Consider the following 24,922-nt stretch of genomic DNA (forward strand, 5'->3'; position numbering starts at 1 on the left):
GAAAATATCCACATCTTCAAAGGTAATCGCTGACTGCAATATCGGATGCAGCAAGCACTGGCCTCCATCTCTCAGGGAGCGACTCTGGTCAAAGCCGTAATCTCCTCAGCAAACTCGGGCCACGCTTCGCACAGCTCCCGTCGCTCGCCGGTCTCGTAGTCCTCAAACTCGAACCCTGGACTCACCGTACATCCCAGCAGCGCCCATCGCCCTCCGTCAACCAGGCGTGAGCCTTGCCACACGCCCCGCTCCACAACTACCTGCGGCCTTTGACCTCGTAGCAGATCGTTCCCGATCACCACCGTCGCGCCCTTACCTTTCTCGACCAACTGCAGCATCTCCACCGCGTCGCCGGCATAAAAATGGAACACCTCATCCGACTTCAGCCGGTGCATCTCACTGAACGTGTCCGGCTCCAGCAGATAATAGATCGCAGTCGCAGTCCGTCGTGCTCCCGCATACCTCTTGTCCTTAAATATCTCGGCGTCCACCTTCTCCGCGGCCTCGTAGGTCCTCACATACCACCCGCCCTCGCGCGGATGCGGTTGCAACCCAAGCAATTTCTTCACGTCCTCTGCCGTCATCGAAGCCCTCTCACGCTATGCTGGTACTACTCCATCCATTCTAGTTTCCCGTCTCACAGGAGCCTGACCTGATGCCCATCCGCACTCGCCTGGAGCACTACTTCGGCTTCTCAGAACACGCGACCAACTGGCGAACAGAGATTCTTGCCGGACTAACGACCTTCATCACGATGGCTTACATCATCTTCGTGAACCCTTCTCTGCTCAGCAAAACCGGCATGCCCCTCGCCGCCATTACTACGGCCACCTGTCTCTGCGCGGCTTTCGGCAGCATCCTCATGGGAAGCATCGCCAACTATCCCCTCGCCCTCGCACCCGGCATGGGTCTCAATGCCTACTTTACCTATACCGTCGTCCTCGGCATGGGAGTCCCCTGGCAAACTGCTCTCGGCGCCGTCTTCCTCTCCGGAGTTATCTTCCTCGCCCTTACCTTCACCGGTATTCGCCAGCGCCTTGTCGCCGCTATCCCCCATCAACTCCATGCAGCGGTAGGCGGAGGCATCGGCCTCTTCATCGCCTTTATCGGCTTCCGCAACGCGGGCATTATCGTCCCAAGCGCCGCCACCACCGTCACTCTGGGCAACCTCCGCGCCCCTCAAACCGCGCTCGCCATCTTCGGCCTCTTACTCATCGCGATCCTGCAGGTCCTTCGCGTCCGAGCCTCTATGCTCATCGGTGTTCTCACCACAATGTTCGTAGGCATTCTCTGCCACCAGGTTCACTGGCAACCCTCTACCTACGACCTCACCGCGATCAAAGCGACAGCCTTCCACCTGGACATCCTTGGCGCGCTCCACGTCGGAGCCTTCGAGATCATCTTCGTCTTTCTCTTCGTCGACCTCTTCGACAACATCGGCACGCTCGTCGCCGTCACTCAGCGCGCCGGCCTCATCGCCCCCGACCACACCATCCCTCGCCTCAACCGCATCTTCTTCGCCGACGCATCCTCCACCATCCTCGGTTCACTCGCCGGCACCAGCACGGTCACCAGCTACATCGAGTCTTCCGCTGGAGTCGCAGCAGGAGGACGCACTGGCGTCACTGCCATCGTCACCGGCATCCTCTTCTTCCTCTCGCTCTTCATCGCTCCTCTCGTCGGAGCGATCCCAACCTTCGCCACCGCGCCCGCGCTCATCCTGGTCGGCGGCCTCATGCTCACCGGCCTCGGCGAGATCGAATGGGACGATCCGCAGATCGGTATCCCCGCCTTCTTGACCGTTGCGACCATCCCTCTTACCTGGTCCATCGCCGACGGCCTCAGCTTCGGCCTCACCAGCTACGCGCTTCTGCAACTCCTCGCCGGACGCGCTCGCCGTCAGGACTGGATGCTCTATCTTCTCGCAGCCCTATTCCTTCTCCGCTTCATCTTTCTCGTCCGCAAATAGACTACGACTCCACGAACTTCACAGCCCCTTATCTCGAGTTCCAATCCTGCGGAAGAATCGAAGCAAAAATTGAGAGGAGCCTGCTTCGTAAACCAGGGATCCGGGGAGGTTTAACTCCACCTCGGTCCCAACGCCAGCCTCACTCCACACCGCCAGTTGTCCACTGATCCGTTTGGCGCGCTCTCGCATGCCAGGCAATCCCCAATGCCCCGCGCGCTCCCCTTCCTCGAGGACCTTCCGGTCGATTCCCTTCCCATCGTCGCGGATCCGCACGCGCAGCAGCCTCTTCCCGTACGTAATCTCCGCTTCGATCTTCTGCGCTTCACTATGCTTGAAGGAGTTTCGCAGCGCCTCTCGAACGATGTGGTAGACGTCGTCCCGAAAGATCGGATCCAGTGGCTTCGCGGTTCCTTCCTCGACGACAGAGAACCGCGGCCCGGTTCCATCTTCGCTGTTGGCTCCAAGCTCTCTTCCCAGCGTGGTGATCATGTGCGCCAGGTCGTCATCGACCAAAGTAGAAGACCGTATGTCGTAAATTGCGTTGCGTCCCTCCACCATCGCCTGATCCGCACTCTCCAGAGCGGAATCGAGACTCTTCTCCGCCTCCGAAGGATCTCTTGGAATCAGGTCCCGTGCCGTCTGAAAATGAAGAATCAATCCCTGAAAACTCTGCAACAGTGTGTCGTGAAGCTCACGAGCGATGCGAGTTCGTTCCGAGAGTCGCTCGATAAACTGGATATCCATCCGCGACGTTACCTGGCCGACATGCCACTGATAAACCGCCCACGCCAGAACTGCCACCGTAGCCGCGCACAGCAACAGAAACCAGTTTGTCTGGTAAAACGCCGGAACCACCGTCAGATTCAACGAAGGCCCGTCCATGTTCCACACCCCATCGCTGTTCGAGGCGATAACGTGGAACGTGTAAGATCCTGGGTCCAGGTTTGTGTACACAGCCTCTCGCAACCCAACCGGGTCACTCCATCCACGATCGAATCCATCAAGACGATATTTGTATCGAACTCGCTCCGGCACAGAGAGACTCACACCCGAAAAGTTGAACGTCATTCGCTGACGAACAGATGGAACGCGCACAGACGTCGCTAAATCGATTGGAACTCCATCGACCGAAACCGCATCTATCTTCGCCAACACTGGTGCCGTAGAGTGCGTTGCTCGGATCGGATCGACCACCGAAAGTCCGTGATTCATGGAAAACCAGATGCGTCCCAGTGGATCTGCGACGACCGATTGCTGCCTCTTGACCCCCTCGACTCCACTCAATCCATCGATAGTCCCATACTCTCGCACATCTCCCTCCTCCGCCACGCCGCTCAGCAGTCTATCGCGCTTCACTCTTAGAACGTGATTGGAGGTCGCAACCCAGAGCCAGCCATTGGTGTCTTCCGCAACTCCGAAGATCTGCTCATGCAGCGCCTCCGGCACATTACGAGGAATATGGACTGTACCGGAGTTGAGATACGCGAGGCCAGACGTCGTCCCGACCCACAATACATGGCTTGAATCCTCAAGCAGACAATCAATATCGGGTGATGGCAGCCCATTGTTCTCTGTAAAGGTTCGCCACTGCCCATGCGATAGCTGAGTCAGACCAACCGGGGTTGCGAACCACATGGTCCCATCGGCACCTTCGGCTATCGATGTCACCGCATTGGACGGCATCCCATTCGCCATGGTGTAGGAAGTAAGCTTTCCGTCCCTTACTTCACTGACCCCTCCGTTAAGAGTCCCAGCCCAGACAGATCCGTCGCGATTCCGATGAACTGCATACACACTGTCCTGAAGGAGTCCATCCGCATGCGTGTAGGTCTTGGTCTCGAAGGCGCCGTTCGTAAAACGCAACCGTGTGAGCCCGCCTCGTTGTCTGCCCACCCACAACTCATCGCGGCTGCCCGTGATGGAGTAGACAACATCTCTGTCCAGGCCCGCAGCGTTCACGCTTTCGATCTTTCCATCTCTCAGCCAATGCAACCCACCGTCGAGAGGGGCAAACCACGTGCGTTCTCCTGCATCGACATAGACCGGACCACCGCTCGCCGACCGTAAGTCGTTGTCAACCGCGTAGCTCACGAAAGTGCTGTCACGAAGCCTTTCAATACCCCGCGGCGTTCCGATCCATATGTTCCCCTCTCGATCCTCAAAGAGAGTGTTCACCGCCAGGCCCGAAGCAACCGTCCCTTCGTCATCAGAAGAGATGCCGAGGGCGTTGAATCGAAGCAGTCCATGAGAACTGCCGATCCAGATGTTTCCGTCCCTGTCACGAATCGCCGAGAGAACCGAAACCTTCCAAAGTACAGAGGGCACGCCCTCGCGAGTAATCTTCGAGCCATTCCAGCGCAAAACGCCTTTGTCGGTTCCAATCAACAGTTCGCCATTCTCCATCGGAAGCAGGCAATTAACCCTTCCGTCATCCACCTCCAGCGCTACGCTGTGAACCTGCCCGTCTCTCAAATAGAAGAGACCTTTATCGGGTGTACCTAACCAGATGACGCCATCGCTGGTCTCTGCTACTGCCGCTACCGCAGTATTCGGCTTGGCAAATCGGTGAGTAGCCACGCCGGTTGCCCAGCTCAGTCGGCTGGAGAGCTCATCATTCATCACTGCTGCCTGAGCAGGATCGGATCTCCCAGGCGCCTGCGGCGCGGTGAGAACATCGAACTTGCCTGCGTGATACGCAAGCGGCCCCAGAGCCAGGGACGAGAGAAGCGCCGAACCATCTCTGCGTCGCCCAATGGATGTAATTCCAACCTCTGCCTGACTGTGGCCTGGGTCGAACTTCCCATCGTGATATCGCAGGATCGTAGTATTCGCCAGAAGGATCCACAGATTCGATTGAGAGTCCGCAACCAGTTCCTGCACGGGGCCGATCGGGAGCGTCGCTGGAATCTGCTGTTGGAAGACGTGAAAGCTTAGTCCGTCAAAACGAACCAGGCCCTTCTCCGTCCCGATCCACAGAAACCCATCTGCGGTCTGAGCGATCGAGGTCACCGCGCCCCCGGTGAAACCTCTCTCAAGCCCCCAACTCTCTCGCATGTATTGCGAGAGAGCCCGGTTCGGATCGACAGCGTGAACCGTTTGGGCGACGAACATCACAACGAACACGGCCACCATTTTTCCGACAAGCCGATGAACTTTCATAACCCCATCACGGAAGGTACTCGAACTTCTCCAGAACAACTTCACTCTCTTTTTGCATCGGATACTTATCGCTCGCAACCACGTAAAACAGCAGCTGCATCTTCTCGTGGCCAGGCGAGGGTACGCCCGAGGTAAAGACATGTTCCGCAACAACGGGCGCGCCTTCGCGAATCGAGTCTCCTCGCACCGTCACAAACTTCACTCGCCCAGGCTCCCAGTGGAACGAGTGAGTCAGTTTACCCGCAGGCTCCACAAACGGAGCGACATTGCCCGGAACATAAAAAGGCTGAATACCGAACTGTGCATTGTCCTTACTGGCGCCATCGCCCCATTGACTCATCTCAACATCCACCTCACGATAGTTCTGCTCTCCTCCCCAATCGTCAAAAGTGTTCAAGCTTAAGACCGCGGCTGGTTCCAGATGAGACGTGTCCCTTACCGTAAAGATGTAGGTTCCATATCCCAAACTTCGGTTCATCTCCACCTCCGCGCAAGACCACTTGTTCCCTTTCTTCCTGATGCGAAGATGGAGCGCCCCTTGCGGATCGACCCACGCGTTATCGCCTTCGTAGGGAAGATTCAACCCTCCGCGATCCGAAGCGATCGTGCGGACTCCCCAGTCATAGCCGCTGAATTTAATCGGCACCGTAGGCGCAATCTGAGGTTTGCCAACACCATCGACGATCGCCAACGCCGCAATCGAACCGCCAACCGTAGGTGCCACATCCATCGTCGGCGGCGGTTGATATCCCGGATCGACCAGCATCGCAGCATACTTGAACCCGAGATGACTTGACGTGCTCCACGTCGAATCCGTCTGAATGGTAATAAACGGCTGGTCCGGCCAGGGCTGAACCCACCACGGCCCGCTCATCGCATAGATTACGATCCGTTGACCTGGCCGTGAGCCAGTCACACGCCCTGAGATCGTGTCGACGCGCTCCCGGCCGCCCTGCGCAGCGGGGGGAATCTTCGTAAATTCCACCGTCGGACCAGCGACGTTCTGCCGGGAGCGGCACCCAGCCAGCAAAAACAGAAACGCCGTAAGACAAACCACGTGGCGCAACGTAATCAACCACAGCAAACTCTGACTGAGGCCCGAGCGACCGCCCCGCCGATCCCGAAGCCGGAAGTCATTCTTGGAAGCGGTCACATACCATTCGGACACAAGAACCCCCGGAGTTATCTCAATTTGCCTGATTGAGATAGCAATCATAATCCATCCCTATCTCCCTTCGCAGCCTGCCACTACGATCCTCCTCCCCTTTGATCCGGCAACGGAAAGAACTCCGATCTCATCGTTCTTTCAGCCGCAAATCGCGCTTGCAATAAGCCTCTGGCCGTGTCGAAAGCCTTGGTTCTCATGGTGTAAGATATGGTCTTCCGCCCAGTAGATGCGGTTGGATCGTTGCATGGAAGATCCCAGCTTCGATACGAAGCGGATAAAGTTTATGCACTGAAGTACCCTCGAACAACGTCCACGGGAGGACGTACCTGAAGCAGCGACAAGCACCAACCTGGGCAGCCACCTCACTTTCGTAAAAAACACCGGAGTTCTTCACATGGCAAAAGGCGTCAATAAAGTCTTCCTCCTCGGCAACGTCGGCAAAGACCCCGAGATCCGTTCCACCGCCGGCGGCATGACCGTCGCAAGCTTCTCTCTCGCCACCGCAGACCGCCAGAAAGACGCCCAGGGTAACTGGGCCGACAAGACCGAATGGCATAACATCGTCTGCTTCCAGCGCACCGCAGAGGTTGTGCGCGACTACGTCAAAAAAGGCTCGCAGATCCTCATTGAAGGCAAGATCCAGACTCGCTCCTGGGATGACAAGACCAGCGGCGAAAAAAAGTACAAGACCGAGATCCTCTGCAATGAACTCACCTTACTCGGCGGCAAATCCGGTGGCGAAGGCGCCTCCACCGGCGGCTACTCCAAGTCCAATACCGCCAGCTACGACCAGCGCACCCCCTCCAGCCAGCCCGACTACGCCGACGTAGGCATCACCGACGACGACATCCCCTTCTAACTTCACACAGCAGCATCTGATCCTTTCATCAACAGGCTCCTCACAACGAGGGGCCTTTTTGATCTTGCTCGTCATCCCGCCACAGGCGTCATCGCACATACGACCATCAGCACGCCCTCAACGCTCCAGCGCGCTCTCGCTAAACCGGAGTTACCTCGAGACTCTCCTGGCGATGACCGCTCGTGGCGACTCCCGCATCGTGTGGTAGTCCAAGGCTATCGAAGACCGGCCCAAGCGCCAGAACAGCGATAAAGAGTATTGCCATGTGGAAGTCGCGTAGTTGCGGCACCGCGGCAGAGTGACCGTGCGCGTGCGCAACCAGACGCAGCGTAATCGCACCCACGGCCACGCCCATCCCCATGCTCAGCTGCATAATCGCGCTCAGGAATCCATTCGCGCGGCTCATCCTGTTAGGAGGGATCTCCGTGTAGGCGAGCGTAGTCATGCAGGTGAACTCCATCGATCGACAAGCTCCGTGAAAGAACAAAATCGCGAGAATCACGAGAGTTGGCGTAGAAGGGTTCAACGTCGCACAGAGTGCCATCGATGCCGCCGTAATCACTCCATTGACCAGCAGAATGTTGCGGAAGCCGAACCGGCGCAGCACCTGGATCACAAATACCTTCATGCTCAGGTCGCCCCCGAAGAGCGCAAGCAGATAAAGTCCTGACCTAAACGCGTTCAGTCCAAAGGCAATCTGAAACATCAGTGGCAGAAGAAATGGGAGCACCGCAACCGCAATTCGAAATGCGCTTGCTCCATAGACCGAGAGCGAATACGTCTTGAGCTTCAACGATTCGAAGTCCACCAACGCGGTCGCCGGCTTGCGTCTTGCTAAGACGATCGCCGCAACTCCGCTGAGCGCACTCAGAGCAAGAGTGGCACTTGGCACCTGCCAGCTGCCGCCGTCTCCTCCCAGCTTCTCCATCGCGTACACAGCACCGGTAGAGGCGAATCCTCCCAACAGAAACGTCGTCCAGTCGAAAGGATGTCTTTCATAGGTTCGAACATTTTCGATCCAAAGCAGCGTGAGCACCAGAGCCAGGACTCCGACAGGGAGATTAAGAAAGAAGATCCAGTGCCAGCTCGCATACGTTGTAATGAAGCCTCCCAGCGGAGGGCCAATAACGAGCGCCGTTAAACCAGGCCACGTGATGTAAGCGATCGCCTGAGTCAGCTTCTCCTTGGGTGTAGTCCGAAGAACAATAAGTCGACCCACCGGCACCATCATCGCGCCGCCAATACCCTGCAGAACCCGCATAAAGGTAAATTGCGTAAGCGTCCCAGCTGCACCGCACAACAGCGAAGCCAGCGTGAAGACACCTATCGCACACGCGAAGACGGAACGCGAACCGAAACGGTCGGCAACCCATCCACTGATCGGGATGAAGACCGCAAGCGTAAGCAGATATGCGGTCATGCCAATGTTCAAATTGACCGCGCCGACATGGAAACTGCGTGCCATCTGGGGCAGCGCAGTAGCGATGATCGTGCCGTCTAAGTTCTCCATGAAAAAGGCGCCCGCGATCAGGCTCGTGATGTAAATCGGGGAAATACTCTTCTTCATCAACCCATTTTACGAAAACGATGCAGATCGACTGAATCGATTAGTGCAATTAAATGATCTGAACCTGACTTTCTCCTGACAATTCCCCCTCCCGTTCTACCTACCATTCAGGGGAACAGACCTGCAGTGAGCAGTCACCTTCTGCTCCTACCGAGCCGCATGCTGCCCTCGCAGCGCGGTACTCGCCAGATGTCCTTCCTCACGGCCGCCGCAGCACAGGACGGCCGCCTTTTTTGAAACTGATCTACGGAAGCAACCATCCCTTTACTGTTACGATAAGTTCATGGGAATGAGGTCTCCCAAAACCGCCGTAAAGATCCGGCTGATGACCTCTGCCAATTCGATCTTCTTAATTTGAGGAACAACGAGGCAGACGATGTCATATCTCTGGGTCACAATCGGCAGTGCGTTGGGCGGCTTACTGCGTTACACCATCACGCGCCTCACTCTCACCTACAGCATCGGATTCCCCTTCGGCACCATTTTCATCAACGTTCTCGGGTCGTTCATCATCGGCTACTTCGGAACGCTCACCCTGCAAAGTGGCCGCTATCCCGCCTCCGAGAATCTCCGCCTCTTCGTCATGGTCGGCATCTGCGGAGGCTTCACCACCTTCTCCTCCTTCAGCCTCCAGACCTTCGACCTGATGCGCTCCGGCGCATGGGGCAGAGCTCTCGCGAATGTTCTTCTGTCCGTGGTCTTATGCGTAGCTGCAGTAGCCGCAGGCCACCTCCTCGCCTATCGCACAGTCCCGGCCCAGGCCATCGCCGAAACAGCTCAAGAGGAGTACACCGGGTAAACTAACCTCATGATCGACGAAGCCACCTTCCGCCGCGAATCCGACCGCGCCCTCGAATCCCTCAAACAGTCCCTCATCTCCGCCGAGGACGACGATGCGGGCTTCGAGTTCGAAGACAACAACGGCGTCATGAACATCATCTTCGAGAACGGCTCCAGCAAGTTCGTCATCACTCCCAACACCCCCATCCGCCAGGTCTGGATCTCGGCCCAGGCCACCAGCTACAAGCTCGACTGGGCGGAAGCCACCAGTACCTTCACCTTCACCAAGACCGGAGAAGATCTCAAGACCCTCACCCAGCGCCTCCTCCGCGAGCACCTCAAAGACCCCGCCATCACCCTCCCCTGACCACCAACAACACCCCTGCCTTCACCTATCCAACCTCAACAATCGAAGCCGCGAACAGTCTCATCGTTCGCGGCACAGGCGAGTGCTCAGCCTCCACGCCACACGATCCCGTTTTCCTTAAACGGAAAGCGGTGCCCACCCGCAACAAAAAAATGAACTTCAAAGCGCAAACCGTATTAAGCTAAAACCCTACGCGGCCATCCGGCCAACTGGCATACAAAACAACTAACGAGTTTCGCTCCCAGACCAGGGAGGATGGGATAGCCATCATGACGCCGAAGCTGTCCGTAGCGATCATTACGCTCAACGAAGAGGCCAACCTGGCCCGTACCCTCGCTAGCGTCCAATTCGCCGACGAGATCGTCGTTGTGGACTCCGGCTCTACCGACCGCACCCTCGAGATCGCCGCATCCTTCAAGGCCAAACTCTTCCTCGAACCCTGGCAGGGCTTCGCCGCCCAGAAAAACTTCGCCATCGAGCGTTGCACCGGCACCTGGATCCTCTCCCTCGACGCCGACGAAGCCCTCACCCCCGAGCTGCAGGCCGAGATCAGCGCTCTCCTCGCCGCCTCTCCCTCCGCCGACGCCTACCTCCTCCGTCGTCGCAATCTCTTCCTCGGCCGCTGGATCCGCCACGGCGGCTTCTATCCCGATCCCCACCTCCGCCTCTTCCGCCGCCACTCCGCCAACTTCGCTCCTCCCGCCCGCTTCACCGACCGTCCCGTCCACGAGACCATCGCACTCGATGGCGTCACCGAGACCCTCAAACACGACATCGTCCACCACGCCTACCCAACCCTCGAGAGCTACATCGAAAGCCTCAACCGCTACAGCACCCTCGGTGCGCAGACCGTCATCGAAAAGGGCCACACCAGCTACTCACGCCTTGCCCTCCTTCACAACGTCCTCGTCCTCCCCCTCCTCACCTTCTTCCGAAACTATCTTCTCCGCCTCGGCTTCCTCGATGGCCGCGAAGGCCTCCTGCTCCACCTCTACCACTCCACCTACACCAGCTGGCAGTACGCCAAAGCCTGGCAGACCGCCCGCAGGTCCTGACCTACTTCCTCAAGAAATGTAATCGTCATTTCGACCGAAGCAGTCACAGTCTCATCGTGAACCGCGCAGTGGATTGCGGCCACATCTCTCAGTTGCAGCGAACCGATGCATTCTACGGTATCCGTCAAGACCCCGCATTTGTCTTTGCCGTTGCTCTTGTCTTGCCCCTCTGGTGTAAAACAAAACCATGCCCAAACGCATGACCCTGGCCCTCCTCGCCATCTCCCCAACGCTATATGCCACGCTTCCGGTTACAATCTCCGCGCAAACCATCGCTGCCAAAACCACCGGCATGAAGCACCTCGACGGCTACCTCCCGCTCGACTGGGACGCCAAAGCCGGCAAGCTCTATCTCGAGATCCCCCACCTCGACGCCAACGGCCACAGCCCCGACCTCCTCTACACCCACTCCCTCCCCTACGGCACCGGCTCCAACGACCTCGGCCTCGACCGCGGCCAGATCTCCGAAGGCCGGATCCTCCACTTCGAGCGCACCGGCCCCAAGCTTCTCCTCGTAGAACCCAACCAGCACTTCCGCTCCACCTCCACCGACCCGCTCGAGCAGCTAGCCGTCCGCCAGTCCTTCCCAGAGTCCATCCTCTACGGCTTCAAAGTCGAGGCCGAAGACCCCAACGGCGCAGTCCTCATCGACGCAACCGACTTCTACCTCCGCGACGCCCACGGTGTAGCCGAGACCCTCACCACCACCAAGCAAGGCACCTACAAGCTCGACCCCACCCGCTCCACCATTGCCCTCGACGCCACCAAAGCCTTCCCCAAAAACACCGAAGTAGAATCCATCCTCACCTTCACCACCGACGCCCCCTCGAAAGGAGAGTTCGTCGCCAACGTCACCCCTGACCCCCACGCCCTCACCCTCCGCGAGCACCAGTCCTTCATCGAACTCCCCGGCCCCGGCTTCACGCCCCGCCGCTTCGATCCCCGCGCCGGCTACTTCCCCACCAGCTATCGCGACTACGCAGCTCCGTTAGGCGCACCGCTCGATCAGGACTTCATCATCCGCCACCGCCTCCTCAAAAAAGATCCCGCCTGCACCCACGCCTGCGAAGCCGTAACCCCCATCCAGTACTACGTCGACCGCGGCGCCGCTGAACCCATCCGCACCGCGCTCCTCGAAGGCGCACGTTGGTGGGATCAAGCCTTCCAGGCCGCAGGCTGGGCCAAGGGCACCTTCCGCGTCGACATCCTCCCCGCCGACGCCGACCCCATGGACATCCGCTACAACATCATCCAGTGGGTCCACCGCTACACCCGCGGCTGGAGTTACGGCTCAGCAGTAGTCGACCCCCGCACCGGCGAGATCCTCAAAGGCAACGTAACCCTCGGCTCCCTCCGCAGCCGCCAGGACTACCTCATCGCCGAAGCCCTCCTCAGCCCCTACAGGGAATTCGAACGAGGTCCCGGATTTACACCGATTCCGGGTGCCCCACTTGGGACGTGGAATCGCACAACCGCAAATCCTCAAAAGAATCCCGAAACCGATCCGATGCTCCAAATGGCCCTGGCCCGCACCCGCCAGTTAGCCGCGCACGAGACCGGCCACACCCTCGGCCTCGCCCACAATTTCGCCGCCAGCTCCTTCCCCCACACCCCCGAAGAGTCCGTCTCCGTCATGGACTACCCCCACCCCTACATCACGCTCAACAAAGAAGGCATCCCCACCCTCGCCCAAAGCTACGCCGTCAACATCGGCGTCTGGGACAAGGTCACCATCGACTACGGCTACCGCGAATTTGATAGCAATAAACATCCCAACGAAGACCCAGCCGCCCTCAACGCCATCCTCGAAGCCAGCGAGAAGACCGGCCTCCTCTACATCACCGACGAAGACGCCCGCCCCCGCGGCGGCGCACACCCCCACGCCCACCTCTGGGACAACGGCACCGACCCCGCCGACGAACTCGACCGCATCCTAACCATCCGCACCGCCGCCCTAGCCCGCTTCGGCGAAGACGCCATCACCACCGGCACACCCATGGCGCAGCTCGAAGACACACTCGTCCCCCTCTATCTCCTCCACCGCTACCAAACCGAAGCCACCATCAAAGAGATCGGCGGCCTCGACTACCGCTACAACCTCCGCGGCGACAACCAACCCGCCCCCGAGATCGTCCCCTCCGCCGAACAGAAGAAAGCCCTTACCGCCGTCCTCAAAACCCTCTCCCCCGAAACCCTCACCCTCCCCGAATCTCTCCTCAAAATCCTCCCCCCACGCCCTCCCGGCCTGCCACGCACACGCGAGTCCTTCCCCTCCGAGACCGGCCTCACATTCGACCCCGTCGCCACCGCCGAGTCCGCCGCCGACCTCACCCTCAACGTCCTCCTCGACCCCGCCCGCGCCTCACGCCTCGTCCAGTACCACATGCGCCTCGCCGACGCCCCCTCCCTCCGCGGCGTCCTCGAAGCCATCTCCAAAACCACCGCCGAGCGACCCGAAGGCGGCCACACCATGTCCTCCGAAGTAGAGCGAGCCGTAGAGTTCCGCGCCCTCGAAGCCATGCTCTCTCTCGCCGTCAACCCGCAAGCCTCCACGCAGGCCCGAGCCATCGCCCGCTCTCACCTCAACGACCTCCTCAAGCAGTGGACCACCGCCGCCCCACTCCCCGACACCGCCGAAGCCATCCACCGCGCCGCCCTCATCGACCGCATCAACGACTTCAACCGCGACCCGGAAAAGTTCATCCCCGCCAAGCCCATCGAAGCCCCACCCGGCATGCCGATCGGCACCGCCGACGACCTCTAGTACCAAACTCAAAATCGCGGTAACCTCACAACAACCCGCCGCTCAGAATGCCGTCATTCTGGGCGAAGCGAAGAATCCCTGTATTTTGCATCTGCCGTTGCCTGTTCTTTTGTTGTCATCCCGCAGGGATCTGCTGTTGTTCTTGTCTCTAGGTACACCAGGACCTCATGCTTTATCAGTGTTTTCTTGATGACAGCAAGGATAAGCATCAAGAGTTTGCTTACGTTTGCGCTGGTTTTTATGCTCGAAAGGAGGATTGGGAAGCCTTTTATACGGCTTGGAACAATCAGCTAAAGGCCGAAGGTATTACTTACTTCAAAACCAGCGAATTCAAATGGCTGACTAAAGAATTTCAGCGTTTTAGGATACTGCCCGAGCCCTATGGGAGACAGGCTGCAACCCTAGTGCGCGAACGGCTGATTGATCTCGCAATGCATAGCAAGGGAATCAGGGGGATTGGAGTATCGATTCCGGTATCCGTATACAACGAGCTAAGAGAATTGCCCCTAGCCTCCGAATTCTTCACAGAAAACATATACAAGTTTGCCTTCGAAAGCCTGTTGTTCAAGCTGTCGAGCATGCTAGCTCCCCACACCGTCGCATTTGTGCATGACGAGGGAGACGATTTCAATGAACTGCATGACGTCTACATGGCCTTCAAGACAGCCAATCATGAAACAGTAAAGTGGCTGGGGCCATTTTTGCCGCTCGACGATAAGATACATGCCCCACTCCAGATCGCAGACATTCTTGCTAACAGCGTGATGGGGAAGCATAGCGACATGTTGAAAGGAAGAGAAGTAAATCCCTTAGAGGTGGAGTTCATTCAGCAGTCAGAGTTTTTCACGTTCACCAAAGAGTTTGGGCTAGCCGTTATGAAGGTTAATTATCAGGAGAGAGGCATACCCCTTCCTGACTATTTGGAATCCATTGTGGTTCCATAGAAATATGAGATTATGGCTGGCATGGCAGACTTCGAAACAGCTACACAAAATCTTCAAGAGAATTTGCACCTACTGAATGGAAATCAGAATCCAGAGGCCCTTGCGCTGTGGAACATAAGTAATGCTCTACTAGTTGTTTGCGACTCTCTTCAGGAAGAGAGTCGGAGAATTCGGCGGATTGAGTCCGACATAAAGCGACCCACCCGGTAGCCGTGAATGGCAGTGAGGATTCTTTCTCAGTAGGTTCATTTTGCATCGGTTTCTCCTTACTTGACATCAGGGGACATTTACCTTTACAGACACCACCCTGTCACAACTAGCAGAAACCAAAGTACTTCCCTGCAAGAAACCCCCAGTGGGGAGTGCCCCACCCAGCCACCCGCCAGATATACTCACTCCTCGATGACCAAACCGCCTCCAATCCGCGTTCTAGTCGCAAAACCCGGCCTCGACGGCCACGACCGCGGCGCAAAAATCATCGCCCGCGCCCTGCGCGACGCCGGCATGGAGGTCATCTACACCGGCCTCCGACAAACCCCCGAGATGATCGTCTCGGCCGCTATCCAGGAGGACGTCGACTGCATCGGCCTCTCCATCCTCTCCGGCGCCCACAACGTCATCGTTCCCCGCATCACAGCCCTGCTCCGCGAACAGAAAGCCGAAGACATCCTCCTCGTCCTGGGAGGCACCATCCCCGACGAGGATCAGCCGAAATTAAAAGAAAACGGCGTCTCGGCCATCTTCGGACCGGGAACGCCGCTTGAAACCACCATCACCTTCATCCGCGAAAACGTAAAGCCTCGCGGTCTACTCCTCAGCTGACTACCAGGGCAGCGGCTTTCCAAGATGGAGAAACTCTCCATTCGGCCCGCTATCCTGCAACGTCGCCAGCTCCACCGAGGTCTTGGCGCCGGTCTCAATGTCAAGCTGCGCGCCCTCGCCGCCCATCTCCGTCTTGACCCAACCTGGGTGCGCCGAGTTCACCTTGATCTTCGTATCTTTCAACTCATGCGCAAGGTGAATCGTAAACGAGTTCAGCGCCGCTTTCGAAGCGTCATAAGCAAACGTCTTCGCATCGTAGATAAACGACCCCGGCGTAGCGTGCAGCGTATTCGAGCCCAGAATGCTCGAAAGATTCACAATCCGCCCACCCAGACTCTTCTTCAACAGAGGCAGCAGCGCCTGAGTCAGCCCCACCACGGCAAAAAAATTCGTGTTGAACGTCTTCTGCAGAAGGTCCTTCGAGGTCTTGGTGGTCTCGTTGCCTTTACGGCCATCGAGCATGATGCCTGCATTGTTCACCAGAATATCGAGATGACCGTAATCTCTCTCGATCAACTTCGCGACCTCAGCATAGTCCGCTGAGTTATCCACATCGAGCTTCACCGCACGCGCTTCGACGCCGTCCTTCTTCAGCTCGGTCACGGCAGCGTCGCCTTTGGCCACATCGCGAACGCCAATCAGCACAGTAATCCCGAGCTTCCCAAGCTGCCGCGCCGTCTCCAGACCAATTCCCTTATTTCCACCCGTAATCAGCGCAACCTTTTTGTCAGTACTCATCCAACCTCACCTCATCACAGATCTGACTGCAAACCACTTACTCATGGGATGCGTGTGACGCCAGATAAGCCGCAAAACGTTCCGCATACCTTGGCGGCAAGCACATCTTCTTCATATTCTTGCCCACCACAACATGCACCGTCTCCCCCTCGCACAGCAACGCGCCATCGGCAATCCGCAACACCTTGTAGCGAAATTTAATCACCGCCCCACGAGCGGCCGTCAACCTCGTCTCGACCATTAGCTCATCGTCATACCTGGCCGGCGCACGGTATCGCACATGCACCTCCACCACCGCGATCCCGCAACCCTCTTCCGCCTCCATTCGCTTGTAGTCCAACCCCATACTGCGGATCAACTCCACCCGCCCCACCTCAAACCAGATCAGGTAGTTCGAGTGATACACCACGCCCATCTGGTCGGTCTCGGCATACCGTACCCGCACCCGAGCCTCCCCAACACGCTTCTCTGCGACAACTTCGATCATCCAGACAGTCTACCTAATCTGAACCACGATTCAGATCGATCTGCCTCCGGGTCGCAGCAGCTACACCTTCCCGCAATGATCAACCCCTGCCCCAAACCGGCTTCCTCTTCTCCAAAAACGCCGCCACACCTTCGCGAAAATCATGCGTCCCTCTGGCCTCCGCATTCGCCGCCAGTGCCTCCGCAATCGCCGCATTCAACCACGGCTTATTCTGAGCCCTCAGCAGCCGCTTCGTTGCCGCCATCGCCTCCGGACTGTTTGCCCGCAACATCCCCACCAGCTCCAGCGTCCGCGCCGTCAGCTTCTCCGCGTCGACAACCTCATTCACCAACCCCAGCCGCTGCGCCTCTTCGCTGGTAAAGATCCGCCCCGTCAGCAGCAGATCGCGCGCCGCCTTCTCTCCAATCTGCAAGACAAGAAAAGCCGACACGACCGCCGGCACAAATCCGATCTTCACCTCCGTGTACCCGAACTTCGCACCCGGCACCGCCAGTGTAAAGTCGCACATCGTCGCCAGCCCGGTCCCACCCGCAATCGCAGCTCCGTGCACCGCCGCAATCGTCGGCTTCGGAAGTTCGTACAACGTTCGAAACAGCCGCGCAATCCGCTCCGCATCTGCAGTATGTTCCACAGCGGACTTGTCGTTCATCCCCTGCAGCGCGCTCAAATCCAACCCAGCACAAAACGCCTCCCCTGCGCCCGCGAACACCACAACGCTGCAGTCGCTCGCGGCAGCCTCCTCCATCGCCGCAATCAACTCCTGCTGCATCTCGGGCGTCATCGCATTGCGCCGTTCCGGACGATTCAGAGTGATCATCCGAACTCCATCCACATCCGTAACTAGAATCGTTACATAACTCACAAAAAGCCTCCTAACTCTGTCCTCCGCCAGCCCAGCTAACTCGCTGATCAGCTGACTCGCTGCTCTTACTGCACTCTCTCACCATATTTCCGAGAGATCTCCGCACTCGCCGCCAGCAACCCATCCAACGGCCGCAGCGGCTCCAACTCCGCCCCCAGCCCCTTCAACTCCGCCAGCAGCACCTCGGTCGCGACATTCCCCACCAGCGCATCCTGCGCAAACGGGCATCCACCCAGGCCGCCAATCGCCGCATCGAACCGCCTGCACCCCGCCTCGTACGCCGCGCGAATCTTCTCCGCCGCCTGGTCCGGCCTCGCATGCAGATGCACGCCAATCTCAATACCCTCATGCACTGCCAGAACATCCGCCACCAGATCGCTCACCTGTTTCGGCGTCGCCAGTCCCACCGTATCCGCCAACGAGATCTGCGTCACCCCGTTATCGACCAGCAGATCGCAAGCCGCGACCACCTCGTCGATGTCCCAAGCCTCCCCATAAGGATTCCCAAACGCCATCGAGATATAAGCCACCACATCCATCCCTGCCTTGTACGCCAGCGTGCCGATCTTCTCCAACTCTTCCAGCGCATCCTCTGGCGTCTGCCCCTGATTCCTCTGCAAAAACGTCGGCGACACCGAATAAGGAAACCCCAACGTCTGCACGCTTCCCGTCTTCACCGCCCGCTCAGCACCCTTCGCATTCACCACGATCCCGATAATCTCCACATCATCCGGCGGATCCAGATACTCCAACACCAGCTCCGAGTCCGCCATCTGCGGCACCGCCGACCGCGAAACAAAGCTCACCGCATCGATATGCTTGAACCCCGCCGCAATCAACACCCGCAGATAGTCCGCCTTCACCTCCGCCGGCATATTCTTCGGCAGCCCCTGCCAAGCATCCCGCGGACATTCAATAATCTTCACTATTTCGTTCATCGAAAACTCTCAGACCCTTTCGTAAACAGCCACCAACAGATCAAACTGTGAGTAGCGATAATGGCACTTATAGTCAAAACCTTATGGGAAGACCGTTCGCTTAGAAGTCCGTACAGCGGCCATTGCAATAGTGCTAGAACAAATACGACAACAGTCGCGCCCACATAATCCCCAATCGCTAGACAAGCGAAAGGCAAAATCAACCGAGCAAGGACGTAGTTGCCATGTCCTGCGCCGGACGAAACAAATCCGCTCACGACGGCGACAGGAGCTATCAAGCTGCCTGACGCTAGAAATGGATGATCGCGTAGCCATTTCTTCACGTCTGCAAAACCCCCGGATTAAACCTCGCCACCTCCGGATTCAAACTAGCCGCCTCCAATGCCGTCATCAAAACCTCCCGCGTCTTCACCGGATCAATAATCGAATCGATCCAAAGCCTAGCCGCCCCATACCTCGGATCGGCCTGCGCATCATACGAGGACTTAATCTCGTCATACAGCGCCTTCTTCTCCGCATCCGACAGCACCTTCCCTCCACGCTCCATCTGCTTTGCGCGCACTTCAGCCAAAGTGTTCGCCGCCGAAGCCCCACTCATCACCGCATACCGAGCCGTAGGCCACGCAAACAAAAACCGCGGATCATAAGCCTTCCCACACATCGCATAGTGCCCCGCCCCAAAGCTCCCGCCCACAATCACGGTAATCTTCGGCACCACACTCGTACTCACCGCCGAAACCATCTTCGCCCCAGCACGAATAATCCCGCTCCACTCCGCATCCTTCCCCACCATGAACCCATTCACGTCATGCAGAAAGATCAGCGGCACCAGACTCTGATTGCAATCCATAATGAACCGCGCCGCCTTCTGCGCACTCTCCGTATAGATCACCCCGCCAAACTCCGTCCTCTTCTCCCCAGCCTGCGGCCCCACCGCCACCGTCTGCGACTGGTGCATCTTCTGATTCGCCACAATCCCCACGGCCCGCCCACCAATCCGAGCATACCCACACAACACCGTCCGCCCAAACTCCGCCTTGTACTCATCGAACTCGCTACGATCCACAATCCGCGCAATCACCTCGCGCATATCGTAAACATTGCTCGCAGCCTTCGCCGGATCGGGATCGATCAGCCCATACAAATCCTCCGCCGCAAACTTCGGCGCGTCCTTCCCCCCGTCATACTCGATAACACTAAACGGAGCCTTGGCCGGCGAACCGATCTTTCCCACCAGAGAACGTAACCGTGCTAGGCACAGATGATCATTCGGCTCCTTGAAGTCCACGGTGCCCGAGATCTCCGCATGCATCGCCGCCCCGCCCAGCTCCTCGGCGTCCGTCTTCTGCCCAATCGCCGCCTGCACCAGCGACGGCCCCGCCAGAAACAACCCCGACCCCTCCGTCATCAACACCGTATCCGTCATCACCGGCAGATAGGCACCACCCGCCACGCACATCCCCATAATCGCGGTAATCTGCGGTACCCCCAGCGAACTCATCACCGCATTGTTGCGAAACACCCTGCCAAAGTCATCCGTATCCGGAAACACATCCTCTTGCAACGGCAGAAATACCCCGGCTGAATCCACCAGATACAAAGTCGGAATCCGGTTCTCCAGCGCAATCGTCTGCGCCCGCAGCACCTTCTTCGCCGTCATCGGAAAAAACGCCCCTGCCTTCACCGTAGCGTCATTCGCCACAATCATGCACAGCCGCCCACTCACCCGCCCCAGCCCAGTCACCACACCCGCCGCCGGAGCCCCGCCATACTCGCCATACATCCCATACGCCGCCCAAAGCCCAAGCTCCAGAAACTCACTGCCCTCATCCAGCAACAACGCCAGCCGCTCCCGCACCGTCAGCCGACCCTTTGCCTTCTGAGCCTCTGCCGCCTTCGCCCCGCCACCCAGCCGAATCTCGTCCTCCGAAACCCGCAAAGCCGCCATCAATACCTGCAACGCTGCACGATTCGCTCCAAACCGCGCCGCCTTCACATCCAGCTTCGACCCCAACGCACTCTCCAACTTCAAATCCTCCGCTGACCGCCATTCACAAAAGCTCGCCAGCCTAGCATCTTAGCCGCACATTAGGTTCACCGTCTTGTCCGAAGACGTGTACCCTATCTTCGAACTGAATCCAGACATAGTTCAGACATCTTCCACGGAGACACGGAATGAACCTCCGCACCAACCTCGCACAGTTGATTCTGATCTCCAGCGTGCTTCTCCTGCCTGCCGGCGCTCTCGCGCAAACTCCCACCGCCGACCTCGATAAATCCATCGACCTCTCCGTCGGAAGCCACGTCAAAGTTCAGCAACTCCTCTTCAACCTCCAGCAAGCCGTCGCTAAGCACAACCCCGCTGCCGTCGCTGCCCTCGTTCACTATCCCATCAAGGTCAACCCCGGCAAGCGTCCCATAACCATCAAATCTCCAAAAGCCTTCATCAAGGACTATGACCGCATCATCACCTCCGACATCTCATCGGTCATCCTGAAACAAAAGTACGAGGCTCTCTTCGTCAACTCCCAGGGCGTCATGCTCGGCGACGGCGAAGTCTGGATCACCGGCTTCTGCCTCGATAAAAACTGCAAAAGCTCCGACATAAAAATCGGCACCATCCAGGACACCACAAACCTCAAACCATAAGCATTAACGCAGGCAGCAATGTCAGACTTATTTCATGTCCAATGACGCCGGGTGCCCCATATCTCGATTTTGAGATGTGGGCATCGTCCGAAGGACGACCGTAGTCTTCACCTGTTGCACTACCATCAAGTCACCATGCAACTCCAACCCACCGACGCGCTCTTAGTCATAGACCTCCAAAACGACTTCATGCCCGGCGGTACCTTGGCCATCGCAGACGGCAACGCCATAGTCCCCCTCATCAACGCCCTCGCAAAAAAGTTCGACCACGTCATCCTCACCCAGGACTGGCACCCCACCCAACACATCTCCTTCGCCACCACCCACGCCGCAACTCATGCGAGCGCCCAGCCCTACGAGACCATCCAGGCCCCCTACGGTCCCCAGACACTCTGGCCCGAACACGTCCTGCAACACACCGAAGGCGCAGCCTTCCATCCCGCCCTCCACATCCCCCACGCCGAACTCATCCTCCGCAAAGGGTTCCGCCGCCACATCGACAGCTACTCCGCCTTCCTCGAAAACGACCACGCCACACCCACCGGCCTCGCCGGCTACCTCCGCGAACGCAACCTCACCCGCCTTTTCCTCTGCGGCCTCGCCTACGACTTCTGCGTCCGCTACTCCGCCCTCGACGGCCACGCCCTCGGCTTCGAAACCATCGTCGTCGAAGACGCCACCCGCCCCGTCAACCTACCCGGCTCAGTCGCAGAAACCAATGAAGCCCTAGCCGCCGCCGGCATTCCGCGCATAGCATCTAACACGCTGTGACCGAGCAGCCCTGGATCGCCACCGAAGCCACCGTCACCACCTGCCGCTACCAGTCTCCCGGCCTCAGCATCCTGGCCTTCGGCTTCCAGAACCGCGAAAAGTTCCGCATCTCCTTCGACTACTACGCACACGGCCGCCTCTACTCCGACGAGTTCCAATCCCCCATCGCTGTCCCCCAGAACGAGCACATCTCCATCACCTATAACCCGCTCCATCCCGAGCAAAACAGCCGTAGCCATCGCTCCGTCACCACACCCAACCCAACCCGGCCACCGATCCTAATCATCGGCATCATCGGTTCCATTTTTCTCTCGCTCTTTTGGCTAGCCATCCTCCGCGGCTGCCACTAACGCACGGATCACACTGGCCACGATCAGAGTTGACCGTCCAGCCCCAGCTCTCCGGCCCGCGCCTGCATCGCCCGCAGACAATTCCCCACATGCTCCTCCACGCTCACCCCAAGCAGCACCGCGCCATCGGTAATATCCTCCCGCTTCACCGCCCGCGCAAACGCCTTGTCCTTCATCTTCTTCTTCACGCCCGCAACCTCGACCTCATGAATCGACTTCGAAGGTTTCACCAGCGCGCAAGCCGTCAAGAAACCCGCGAGCTCATCACACGCAAACAGCGCCTTATCCAGGTACGACTCCCGCGGCGTTCCCGAGTAGTCCGCGTGCGCCAAGATCGCATGCAGCACCTCCTCCGGCCATCCCAGTTCGCGCAAATGGCTCACGCCAACAAACGGATGTTCCTCGAGCGTCGGATGCCGCTCATAGTCCATATCATGCAGCAGCCCAGCGCTCGCATATCGCTCCACAAACGACGAAGCCTCCTCCCCTTCAAGCCCCAACCGCGAAGCCTCCATCGCGCCATAAGACTGCGTACAAACCGAGACTGCCAACCCATGCTTCCGCAGACTCTCGCCCTTGGTCCACTCTTCTAGCAACGCCAGCGCCTGCACTCGACCAAAACCATCGCTCATCAAAAACTCCTCCTCTCCAAATCTAACGCGGCCGCCTACCGCCTTCCGAAGCAGCAAGCAAGTTACCACTTAGGTTCCTTTCCTGTTTTTTTAGGCTTTTGTGGATTTGTCTGCGGTTTTTTTGTTGACTCACCCGAGTCCCAGTGTCAATCTAGGCACATCATATGTTCCGTTATCGGACATGTGCTGGGTCCTTGCTCTGGGTCCCTTCGCTACAACAAAACTTATGGCAACCATGATGGCACCTGTCGAACAACGTGAGGTCCTGCGTTGCGACCACTGCAGTTTGGTGCAGTTCCGGACAGCAAATGCGCTGTGCCGCCGCTGCCACAAATGCCTCGAGGTCGAAGAGCCCGAACCCGCTCCAGCACCACTGGCGCTGGTTCCCCCACCATCAACCCAAGAAGGCGGCCTGCAAGTAGCCCGCGCCGTTAGAGACCTGCGCCACGTGCGCAATCTCTCGCAGCGTCAGCTCGCAGCTCGCATGGGAGTGCCTCGCACCTACATCTCTAAGATCGAGAATGGCAAAGCCATGCCGACCCTGTCTTCTCTCGATCGCCTCGCTCGCGCTCTCCAGGTCGACATCTCCGCCCTGCTGCGCGACTCCAACACCCGCCATCGCGACGAGACCGCGGTCCTCATGACCGACCCCTTCCTCGCCGAGATCGCCATGTACACATCGCAGCTCGACGATCTGCAACGTTCCATCTTCCTCAACCATGTTCGCGAGTTGGCTGCAGGACGCCGCCGTACTGCCTGAACCGCAGCTCGTGCGTAGTTAAAACCTCCAGGGAGAGCAACACCACTGTGGTGATGCTCTCCTCTCCGCTCGATCTTCTCTTCAGCCCGTTCTCTTTGTACTCGCTACGAATCTCTCAGCGTCAGAAGCTCGCTAAACCCTCTGCAATCCGAAGATGCGTTGGCTCGCAACCTCGACGAAAAATTACATCTGCGGATTCCCCCAACCACTCTCGCTTTTCTGGCTCTGCAAAACCGACGTCCTTCGTTGCGCGCCCACCAACGGTGTGCTAGCGTCAATATCTGCGAGGTCGCTTTGCGCGCATCAACACCCCTTCCGAACTCCAGCCGCGTTCCCAATCGCAGCCATGAGCTCTCTGCCGAAGAGCAGAGCGTATACCGAGAGCTGGATCCAGCCAAAATTCCGCAACACGTCGCCATCATCATGGACGGCAACGGCCGCTGGGCCGGAAAACGCGCCCTCAAGCGCTTCCTCGGTCACCAGAAGGGCGCCGAATCCGTCCAGTTCGTCGTAGAGACAGCCTCCCGCATCAATCTTCCCTGGCTCACCCTCTACGCCTTCTCGCTCGAGAACAACCTGCGCCGCCCTAAGTCTGAGGTCAGCTTCCTCATGAAGCTGCTCAAAAGCTACCTCGTAGGAAACGTCAAGCGGATGAACGATAACAACGTCCGCATGGCCTACATCGGTCGCACGCACGACCTGCCGCAGGAAGTCCAGGACACCATGCAGTGGGCCTCGGAGTCCACCGCAAAGAATACCGGCACCACTCTCACCCTCGCTCTCAACTACGGCGCCCGATCCGAGATCGTCGATGCCGTCCGCACCATCCTCACCGACCTCACCACCGAAGCCCACACCCGCGGCTGCTCCGTCGATGACCTCCTCGGCGCCGGTGCCCTCGAGTCCCTCGACGAGCCCACCATCGCACGCGCCCTCTACACCGCGCACATGCCCGACCCCGATCTCGTCATCCGCACATCAGGCGAACAGCGCATCTCCAACTTCCTGCTCTGGCAGATCGCCTACTCCGAGATCTTCGTCACCGATCGCCTCTGGCCGGACTTCAACGGCCTCCACCTCCTCGAAGCCATCAACGCCTACCAGCATCGCGAGCGCCGCTTCGGTGGCCTCGGCGAAAGCTTCACCGACGAAGATCTCAACAACCTAGAGCCCGCGGATGAAGTAGCCGCAGAGATTAAGGACCACCTCATCCCCAAATCGGACGCCAAAGTCGAGAACAAATCAGAAATAAAGCCCGACGCCGTCCTTACCCGCCACTAG

Annotated in this window: 23 protein-coding genes and 1 riboswitch; of the genes, 13 read left to right on the forward strand and 10 right to left on the reverse strand. The window is 58.4% G+C overall.

Going from position 1 to position 24,922, the window contains the following annotated elements; all coding sequences use genetic code 11:
• Positions 1-71 precede the first annotated feature (71 nt).
• Entirely contained in the window at positions 72-584 is a 513-nt protein-coding gene (locus tag RBB81_RS19885) for a cupin domain-containing protein (RefSeq protein ID WP_179584919.1), read from the reverse strand.
• A 71-nt stretch (positions 585-655) separates the two neighbouring features.
• On the opposite strand from RBB81_RS19885, the gene RBB81_RS19890 reads away from it, so the two are divergent.
• The gene (locus tag RBB81_RS19890) at positions 656-1,969 is read left to right on the forward strand and encodes an NCS2 family permease (protein WP_179584920.1); all 1,314 of its coding nucleotides are present in this window, start codon (positions 656-658) and stop codon (positions 1,967-1,969) included.
• An 18-nt stretch (positions 1,970-1,987) separates the two neighbouring features.
• Here the strand turns inward: RBB81_RS19890 and RBB81_RS19895 are convergent, their stop codons facing one another.
• Positions 1,988-5,128 carry a sensor histidine kinase gene (locus RBB81_RS19895; RefSeq protein ID WP_183787661.1) on the reverse strand — a complete coding sequence of 1,047 codons (3,141 nt, stop codon included), beginning with the start codon at positions 5,126-5,128 and terminating at the stop codon, positions 1,988-1,990.
• A gap of 7 nt (positions 5,129-5,135) precedes the next feature.
• Positions 5,136-6,281: a hypothetical protein gene (locus RBB81_RS19900; protein WP_179584922.1), complete on the reverse strand. Its 1,146-nt coding sequence runs from the start codon at positions 6,279-6,281 to the stop codon at positions 5,136-5,138.
• A gap of 409 nt (positions 6,282-6,690) precedes the next feature.
• On the opposite strand from RBB81_RS19900, the gene RBB81_RS19905 reads away from it, so the two are divergent.
• Complete coding sequence (locus tag RBB81_RS19905; RefSeq protein ID WP_179584923.1) at positions 6,691-7,155, forward strand: single-stranded DNA-binding protein; 465 nt, start codon at positions 6,691-6,693, stop codon at positions 7,153-7,155.
• Positions 7,156-7,294: 139 nt separating this feature from the next.
• Here the strand turns inward: RBB81_RS19905 and RBB81_RS19910 are convergent, their stop codons facing one another.
• On the reverse strand, positions 7,295-8,722 hold the full coding sequence (locus tag RBB81_RS19910) for an MFS transporter (protein WP_353071837.1): 1,428 nt from the start codon (positions 8,720-8,722) through the stop codon (positions 7,295-7,297).
• Between the two features lie 276 nt (positions 8,723-8,998).
• Positions 8,999-9,064, forward strand: a riboswitch (Fluoride riboswitch).
• Between the two features lie 34 nt (positions 9,065-9,098).
• Here RBB81_RS19910 and crcB point away from each other — a divergent pair.
• The 6 genes from crcB to RBB81_RS19940 all read left to right on the forward strand — a co-directional run bounded on the left by crcB (position 9,099) and on the right by RBB81_RS19940 (position 15,454).
• Positions 9,099-9,521 carry a fluoride efflux transporter CrcB gene (gene crcB, locus RBB81_RS19915; RefSeq protein ID WP_353071838.1) on the forward strand — a complete coding sequence of 141 codons (423 nt, stop codon included), beginning with the start codon at positions 9,099-9,101 and terminating at the stop codon, positions 9,519-9,521.
• Between the two features lie 9 nt (positions 9,522-9,530).
• A complete protein-coding gene (cyaY, locus tag RBB81_RS19920; protein WP_179584928.1) occupies positions 9,531-9,869 on the forward strand; it encodes an iron donor protein CyaY in 339 nt (112 codons plus the stop codon).
• A 269-nt stretch (positions 9,870-10,138) separates the two neighbouring features.
• Entirely contained in the window at positions 10,139-10,924 is a 786-nt protein-coding gene (locus RBB81_RS19925) for a glycosyltransferase family 2 protein (RefSeq protein WP_179584930.1), read from the forward strand.
• Positions 10,925-11,111: 187 nt separating this feature from the next.
• Positions 11,112-13,688, forward strand: a complete 2,577-nt coding sequence (locus RBB81_RS19930; protein WP_353071839.1) for a zinc-dependent metalloprotease — start codon at positions 11,112-11,114, stop codon at positions 13,686-13,688.
• A 167-nt stretch (positions 13,689-13,855) separates the two neighbouring features.
• On the forward strand, positions 13,856-14,632 hold the full coding sequence (locus RBB81_RS19935) for a DUF3800 domain-containing protein (RefSeq protein WP_353071840.1): 777 nt from the start codon (positions 13,856-13,858) through the stop codon (positions 14,630-14,632).
• A 402-nt stretch (positions 14,633-15,034) separates the two neighbouring features.
• On the forward strand, positions 15,035-15,454 hold the full coding sequence (locus tag RBB81_RS19940) for a cobalamin B12-binding domain-containing protein (protein WP_183787655.1): 420 nt from the start codon (positions 15,035-15,037) through the stop codon (positions 15,452-15,454).
• Here RBB81_RS19940 and RBB81_RS19945 read toward each other — a convergent pair whose 3' ends face one another.
• The 5 genes from RBB81_RS19945 to RBB81_RS19965 form a co-directional block, all read right to left on the reverse strand.
• A complete protein-coding gene (locus RBB81_RS19945; RefSeq protein WP_353071841.1) occupies positions 15,455-16,192 on the reverse strand; it encodes an SDR family oxidoreductase in 738 nt (245 codons plus the stop codon). It abuts the gene before it with no gap.
• A gap of 37 nt (positions 16,193-16,229) precedes the next feature.
• The gene (locus tag RBB81_RS19950; protein WP_353071842.1) at positions 16,230-16,679 is read right to left on the reverse strand and encodes an acyl-CoA thioesterase; all 450 of its coding nucleotides are present in this window, start codon (positions 16,677-16,679) and stop codon (positions 16,230-16,232) included.
• A 79-nt stretch (positions 16,680-16,758) separates the two neighbouring features.
• Positions 16,759-17,541, reverse strand: a complete 783-nt coding sequence (locus tag RBB81_RS19955) for an enoyl-CoA hydratase/isomerase family protein (protein WP_348641509.1) — start codon at positions 17,539-17,541, stop codon at positions 16,759-16,761.
• A gap of 65 nt (positions 17,542-17,606) precedes the next feature.
• On the reverse strand, positions 17,607-18,479 hold the full coding sequence (locus RBB81_RS19960) for a hydroxymethylglutaryl-CoA lyase (protein ID WP_183787652.1): 873 nt from the start codon (positions 18,477-18,479) through the stop codon (positions 17,607-17,609).
• A 319-nt stretch (positions 18,480-18,798) separates the two neighbouring features.
• A complete protein-coding gene (locus RBB81_RS19965; RefSeq protein WP_183787651.1) occupies positions 18,799-20,511 on the reverse strand; it encodes an acyl-CoA carboxylase subunit beta in 1,713 nt (570 codons plus the stop codon).
• A 143-nt stretch (positions 20,512-20,654) separates the two neighbouring features.
• On the opposite strand from RBB81_RS19965, the gene RBB81_RS19970 reads away from it, so the two are divergent.
• The 3 genes from RBB81_RS19970 (at position 20,655) to RBB81_RS19980 (ending at position 22,249) form a co-directional block, all read left to right on the forward strand.
• Positions 20,655-21,128 (forward strand): hypothetical protein, encoded by a 474-nt coding sequence (locus tag RBB81_RS19970; RefSeq protein WP_183787650.1) that lies wholly within the window; start codon positions 20,655-20,657, stop codon positions 21,126-21,128.
• A 135-nt stretch (positions 21,129-21,263) separates the two neighbouring features.
• Positions 21,264-21,899 carry a bifunctional nicotinamidase/pyrazinamidase gene (pncA, locus tag RBB81_RS19975; protein WP_353071843.1) on the forward strand — a complete coding sequence of 212 codons (636 nt, stop codon included), beginning with the start codon at positions 21,264-21,266 and terminating at the stop codon, positions 21,897-21,899.
• Complete coding sequence (locus tag RBB81_RS19980; RefSeq protein ID WP_353071844.1) at positions 21,896-22,249, forward strand: hypothetical protein; 354 nt, start codon at positions 21,896-21,898, stop codon at positions 22,247-22,249. Before pncA ends, RBB81_RS19980 begins: the two co-directional genes overlap by 4 nt.
• Before the next feature lie 23 nt (positions 22,250-22,272).
• Here the strand turns inward: RBB81_RS19980 and RBB81_RS19985 are convergent, their stop codons facing one another.
• On the reverse strand, positions 22,273-22,881 hold the full coding sequence (locus tag RBB81_RS19985) for an HD domain-containing protein (protein ID WP_353071845.1): 609 nt from the start codon (positions 22,879-22,881) through the stop codon (positions 22,273-22,275).
• Between the two features lie 226 nt (positions 22,882-23,107).
• Between RBB81_RS19985 and RBB81_RS19990 the strand changes: the two genes are divergently transcribed.
• Together RBB81_RS19990 and RBB81_RS19995 are read left to right on the forward strand one after the other, a co-directional pair.
• Positions 23,108-23,641 (forward strand): helix-turn-helix domain-containing protein, encoded by a 534-nt coding sequence (locus RBB81_RS19990; RefSeq protein ID WP_179584948.1) that lies wholly within the window; start codon positions 23,108-23,110, stop codon positions 23,639-23,641.
• 294 nt (positions 23,642-23,935) lie between these two features.
• Positions 23,936-24,922 (forward strand): isoprenyl transferase, encoded by a 987-nt coding sequence (locus RBB81_RS19995; RefSeq protein ID WP_353071846.1) that lies wholly within the window; start codon positions 23,936-23,938, stop codon positions 24,920-24,922.

Origin of the sequence: Tunturibacter gelidoferens (assembly GCF_040358255.1) — a bacterium.
Taxonomy (GTDB): Bacteria; Acidobacteriota; Terriglobia; order Terriglobales; family Acidobacteriaceae; genus Edaphobacter; species Edaphobacter gelidiferens.

What these genes read in the sequence shown, in the direction of transcription:
- RBB81_RS19885 (WP_179584919.1), bottom strand. Translation starts at nt 584, where the DNA reads ATGACGGCAGAGGACGTGAAGAAATTGCTTGGGTTGCAACCGCATCCG.
- RBB81_RS19890 (WP_179584920.1), top strand. Translation starts at nt 656, where the DNA reads ATGCCCATCCGCACTCGCCTGGAGCACTACTTCGGCTTCTCAGAACAC.
- RBB81_RS19895 (WP_183787661.1), bottom strand. Translation starts at nt 5,128, where the DNA reads ATGAAAGTTCATCGGCTTGTCGGAAAAATGGTGGCCGTGTTCGTTGTG.
- RBB81_RS19905 (WP_179584923.1), top strand. Translation starts at nt 6,691, where the DNA reads ATGGCAAAAGGCGTCAATAAAGTCTTCCTCCTCGGCAACGTCGGCAAA.
- RBB81_RS19910 (WP_353071837.1), bottom strand. Translation starts at nt 8,722, where the DNA reads ATGAAGAAGAGTATTTCCCCGATTTACATCACGAGCCTGATCGCGGGC.
- crcB (WP_353071838.1), top strand. Translation starts at nt 9,099, where the DNA reads ATGTCATATCTCTGGGTCACAATCGGCAGTGCGTTGGGCGGCTTACTG.
- cyaY (WP_179584928.1), top strand. Translation starts at nt 9,531, where the DNA reads ATGATCGACGAAGCCACCTTCCGCCGCGAATCCGACCGCGCCCTCGAA.
- RBB81_RS19925 (WP_179584930.1), top strand. Translation starts at nt 10,139, where the DNA reads ATGACGCCGAAGCTGTCCGTAGCGATCATTACGCTCAACGAAGAGGCC.
- RBB81_RS19930 (WP_353071839.1), top strand. Translation starts at nt 11,112, where the DNA reads ATGCCCAAACGCATGACCCTGGCCCTCCTCGCCATCTCCCCAACGCTA.
- RBB81_RS19935 (WP_353071840.1), top strand. Translation starts at nt 13,856, where the DNA reads ATGCTTTATCAGTGTTTTCTTGATGACAGCAAGGATAAGCATCAAGAG.
- RBB81_RS19940 (WP_183787655.1), top strand. Translation starts at nt 15,035, where the DNA reads ATGACCAAACCGCCTCCAATCCGCGTTCTAGTCGCAAAACCCGGCCTC.
- RBB81_RS19945 (WP_353071841.1), bottom strand. Translation starts at nt 16,192, where the DNA reads ATGAGTACTGACAAAAAGGTTGCGCTGATTACGGGTGGAAATAAGGGA.
- RBB81_RS19950 (WP_353071842.1), bottom strand. Translation starts at nt 16,679, where the DNA reads ATGATCGAAGTTGTCGCAGAGAAGCGTGTTGGGGAGGCTCGGGTGCGG.
- RBB81_RS19960 (WP_183787652.1), bottom strand. Translation starts at nt 18,479, where the DNA reads ATGAACGAAATAGTGAAGATTATTGAATGTCCGCGGGATGCTTGGCAG.
- RBB81_RS19970 (WP_183787650.1), top strand. Translation starts at nt 20,655, where the DNA reads ATGAACCTCCGCACCAACCTCGCACAGTTGATTCTGATCTCCAGCGTG.
- pncA (WP_353071843.1), top strand. Translation starts at nt 21,264, where the DNA reads ATGCAACTCCAACCCACCGACGCGCTCTTAGTCATAGACCTCCAAAAC.
- RBB81_RS19985 (WP_353071845.1), bottom strand. Translation starts at nt 22,881, where the DNA reads ATGAGCGATGGTTTTGGTCGAGTGCAGGCGCTGGCGTTGCTAGAAGAG.
- RBB81_RS19990 (WP_179584948.1), top strand. Translation starts at nt 23,108, where the DNA reads ATGGCAACCATGATGGCACCTGTCGAACAACGTGAGGTCCTGCGTTGC.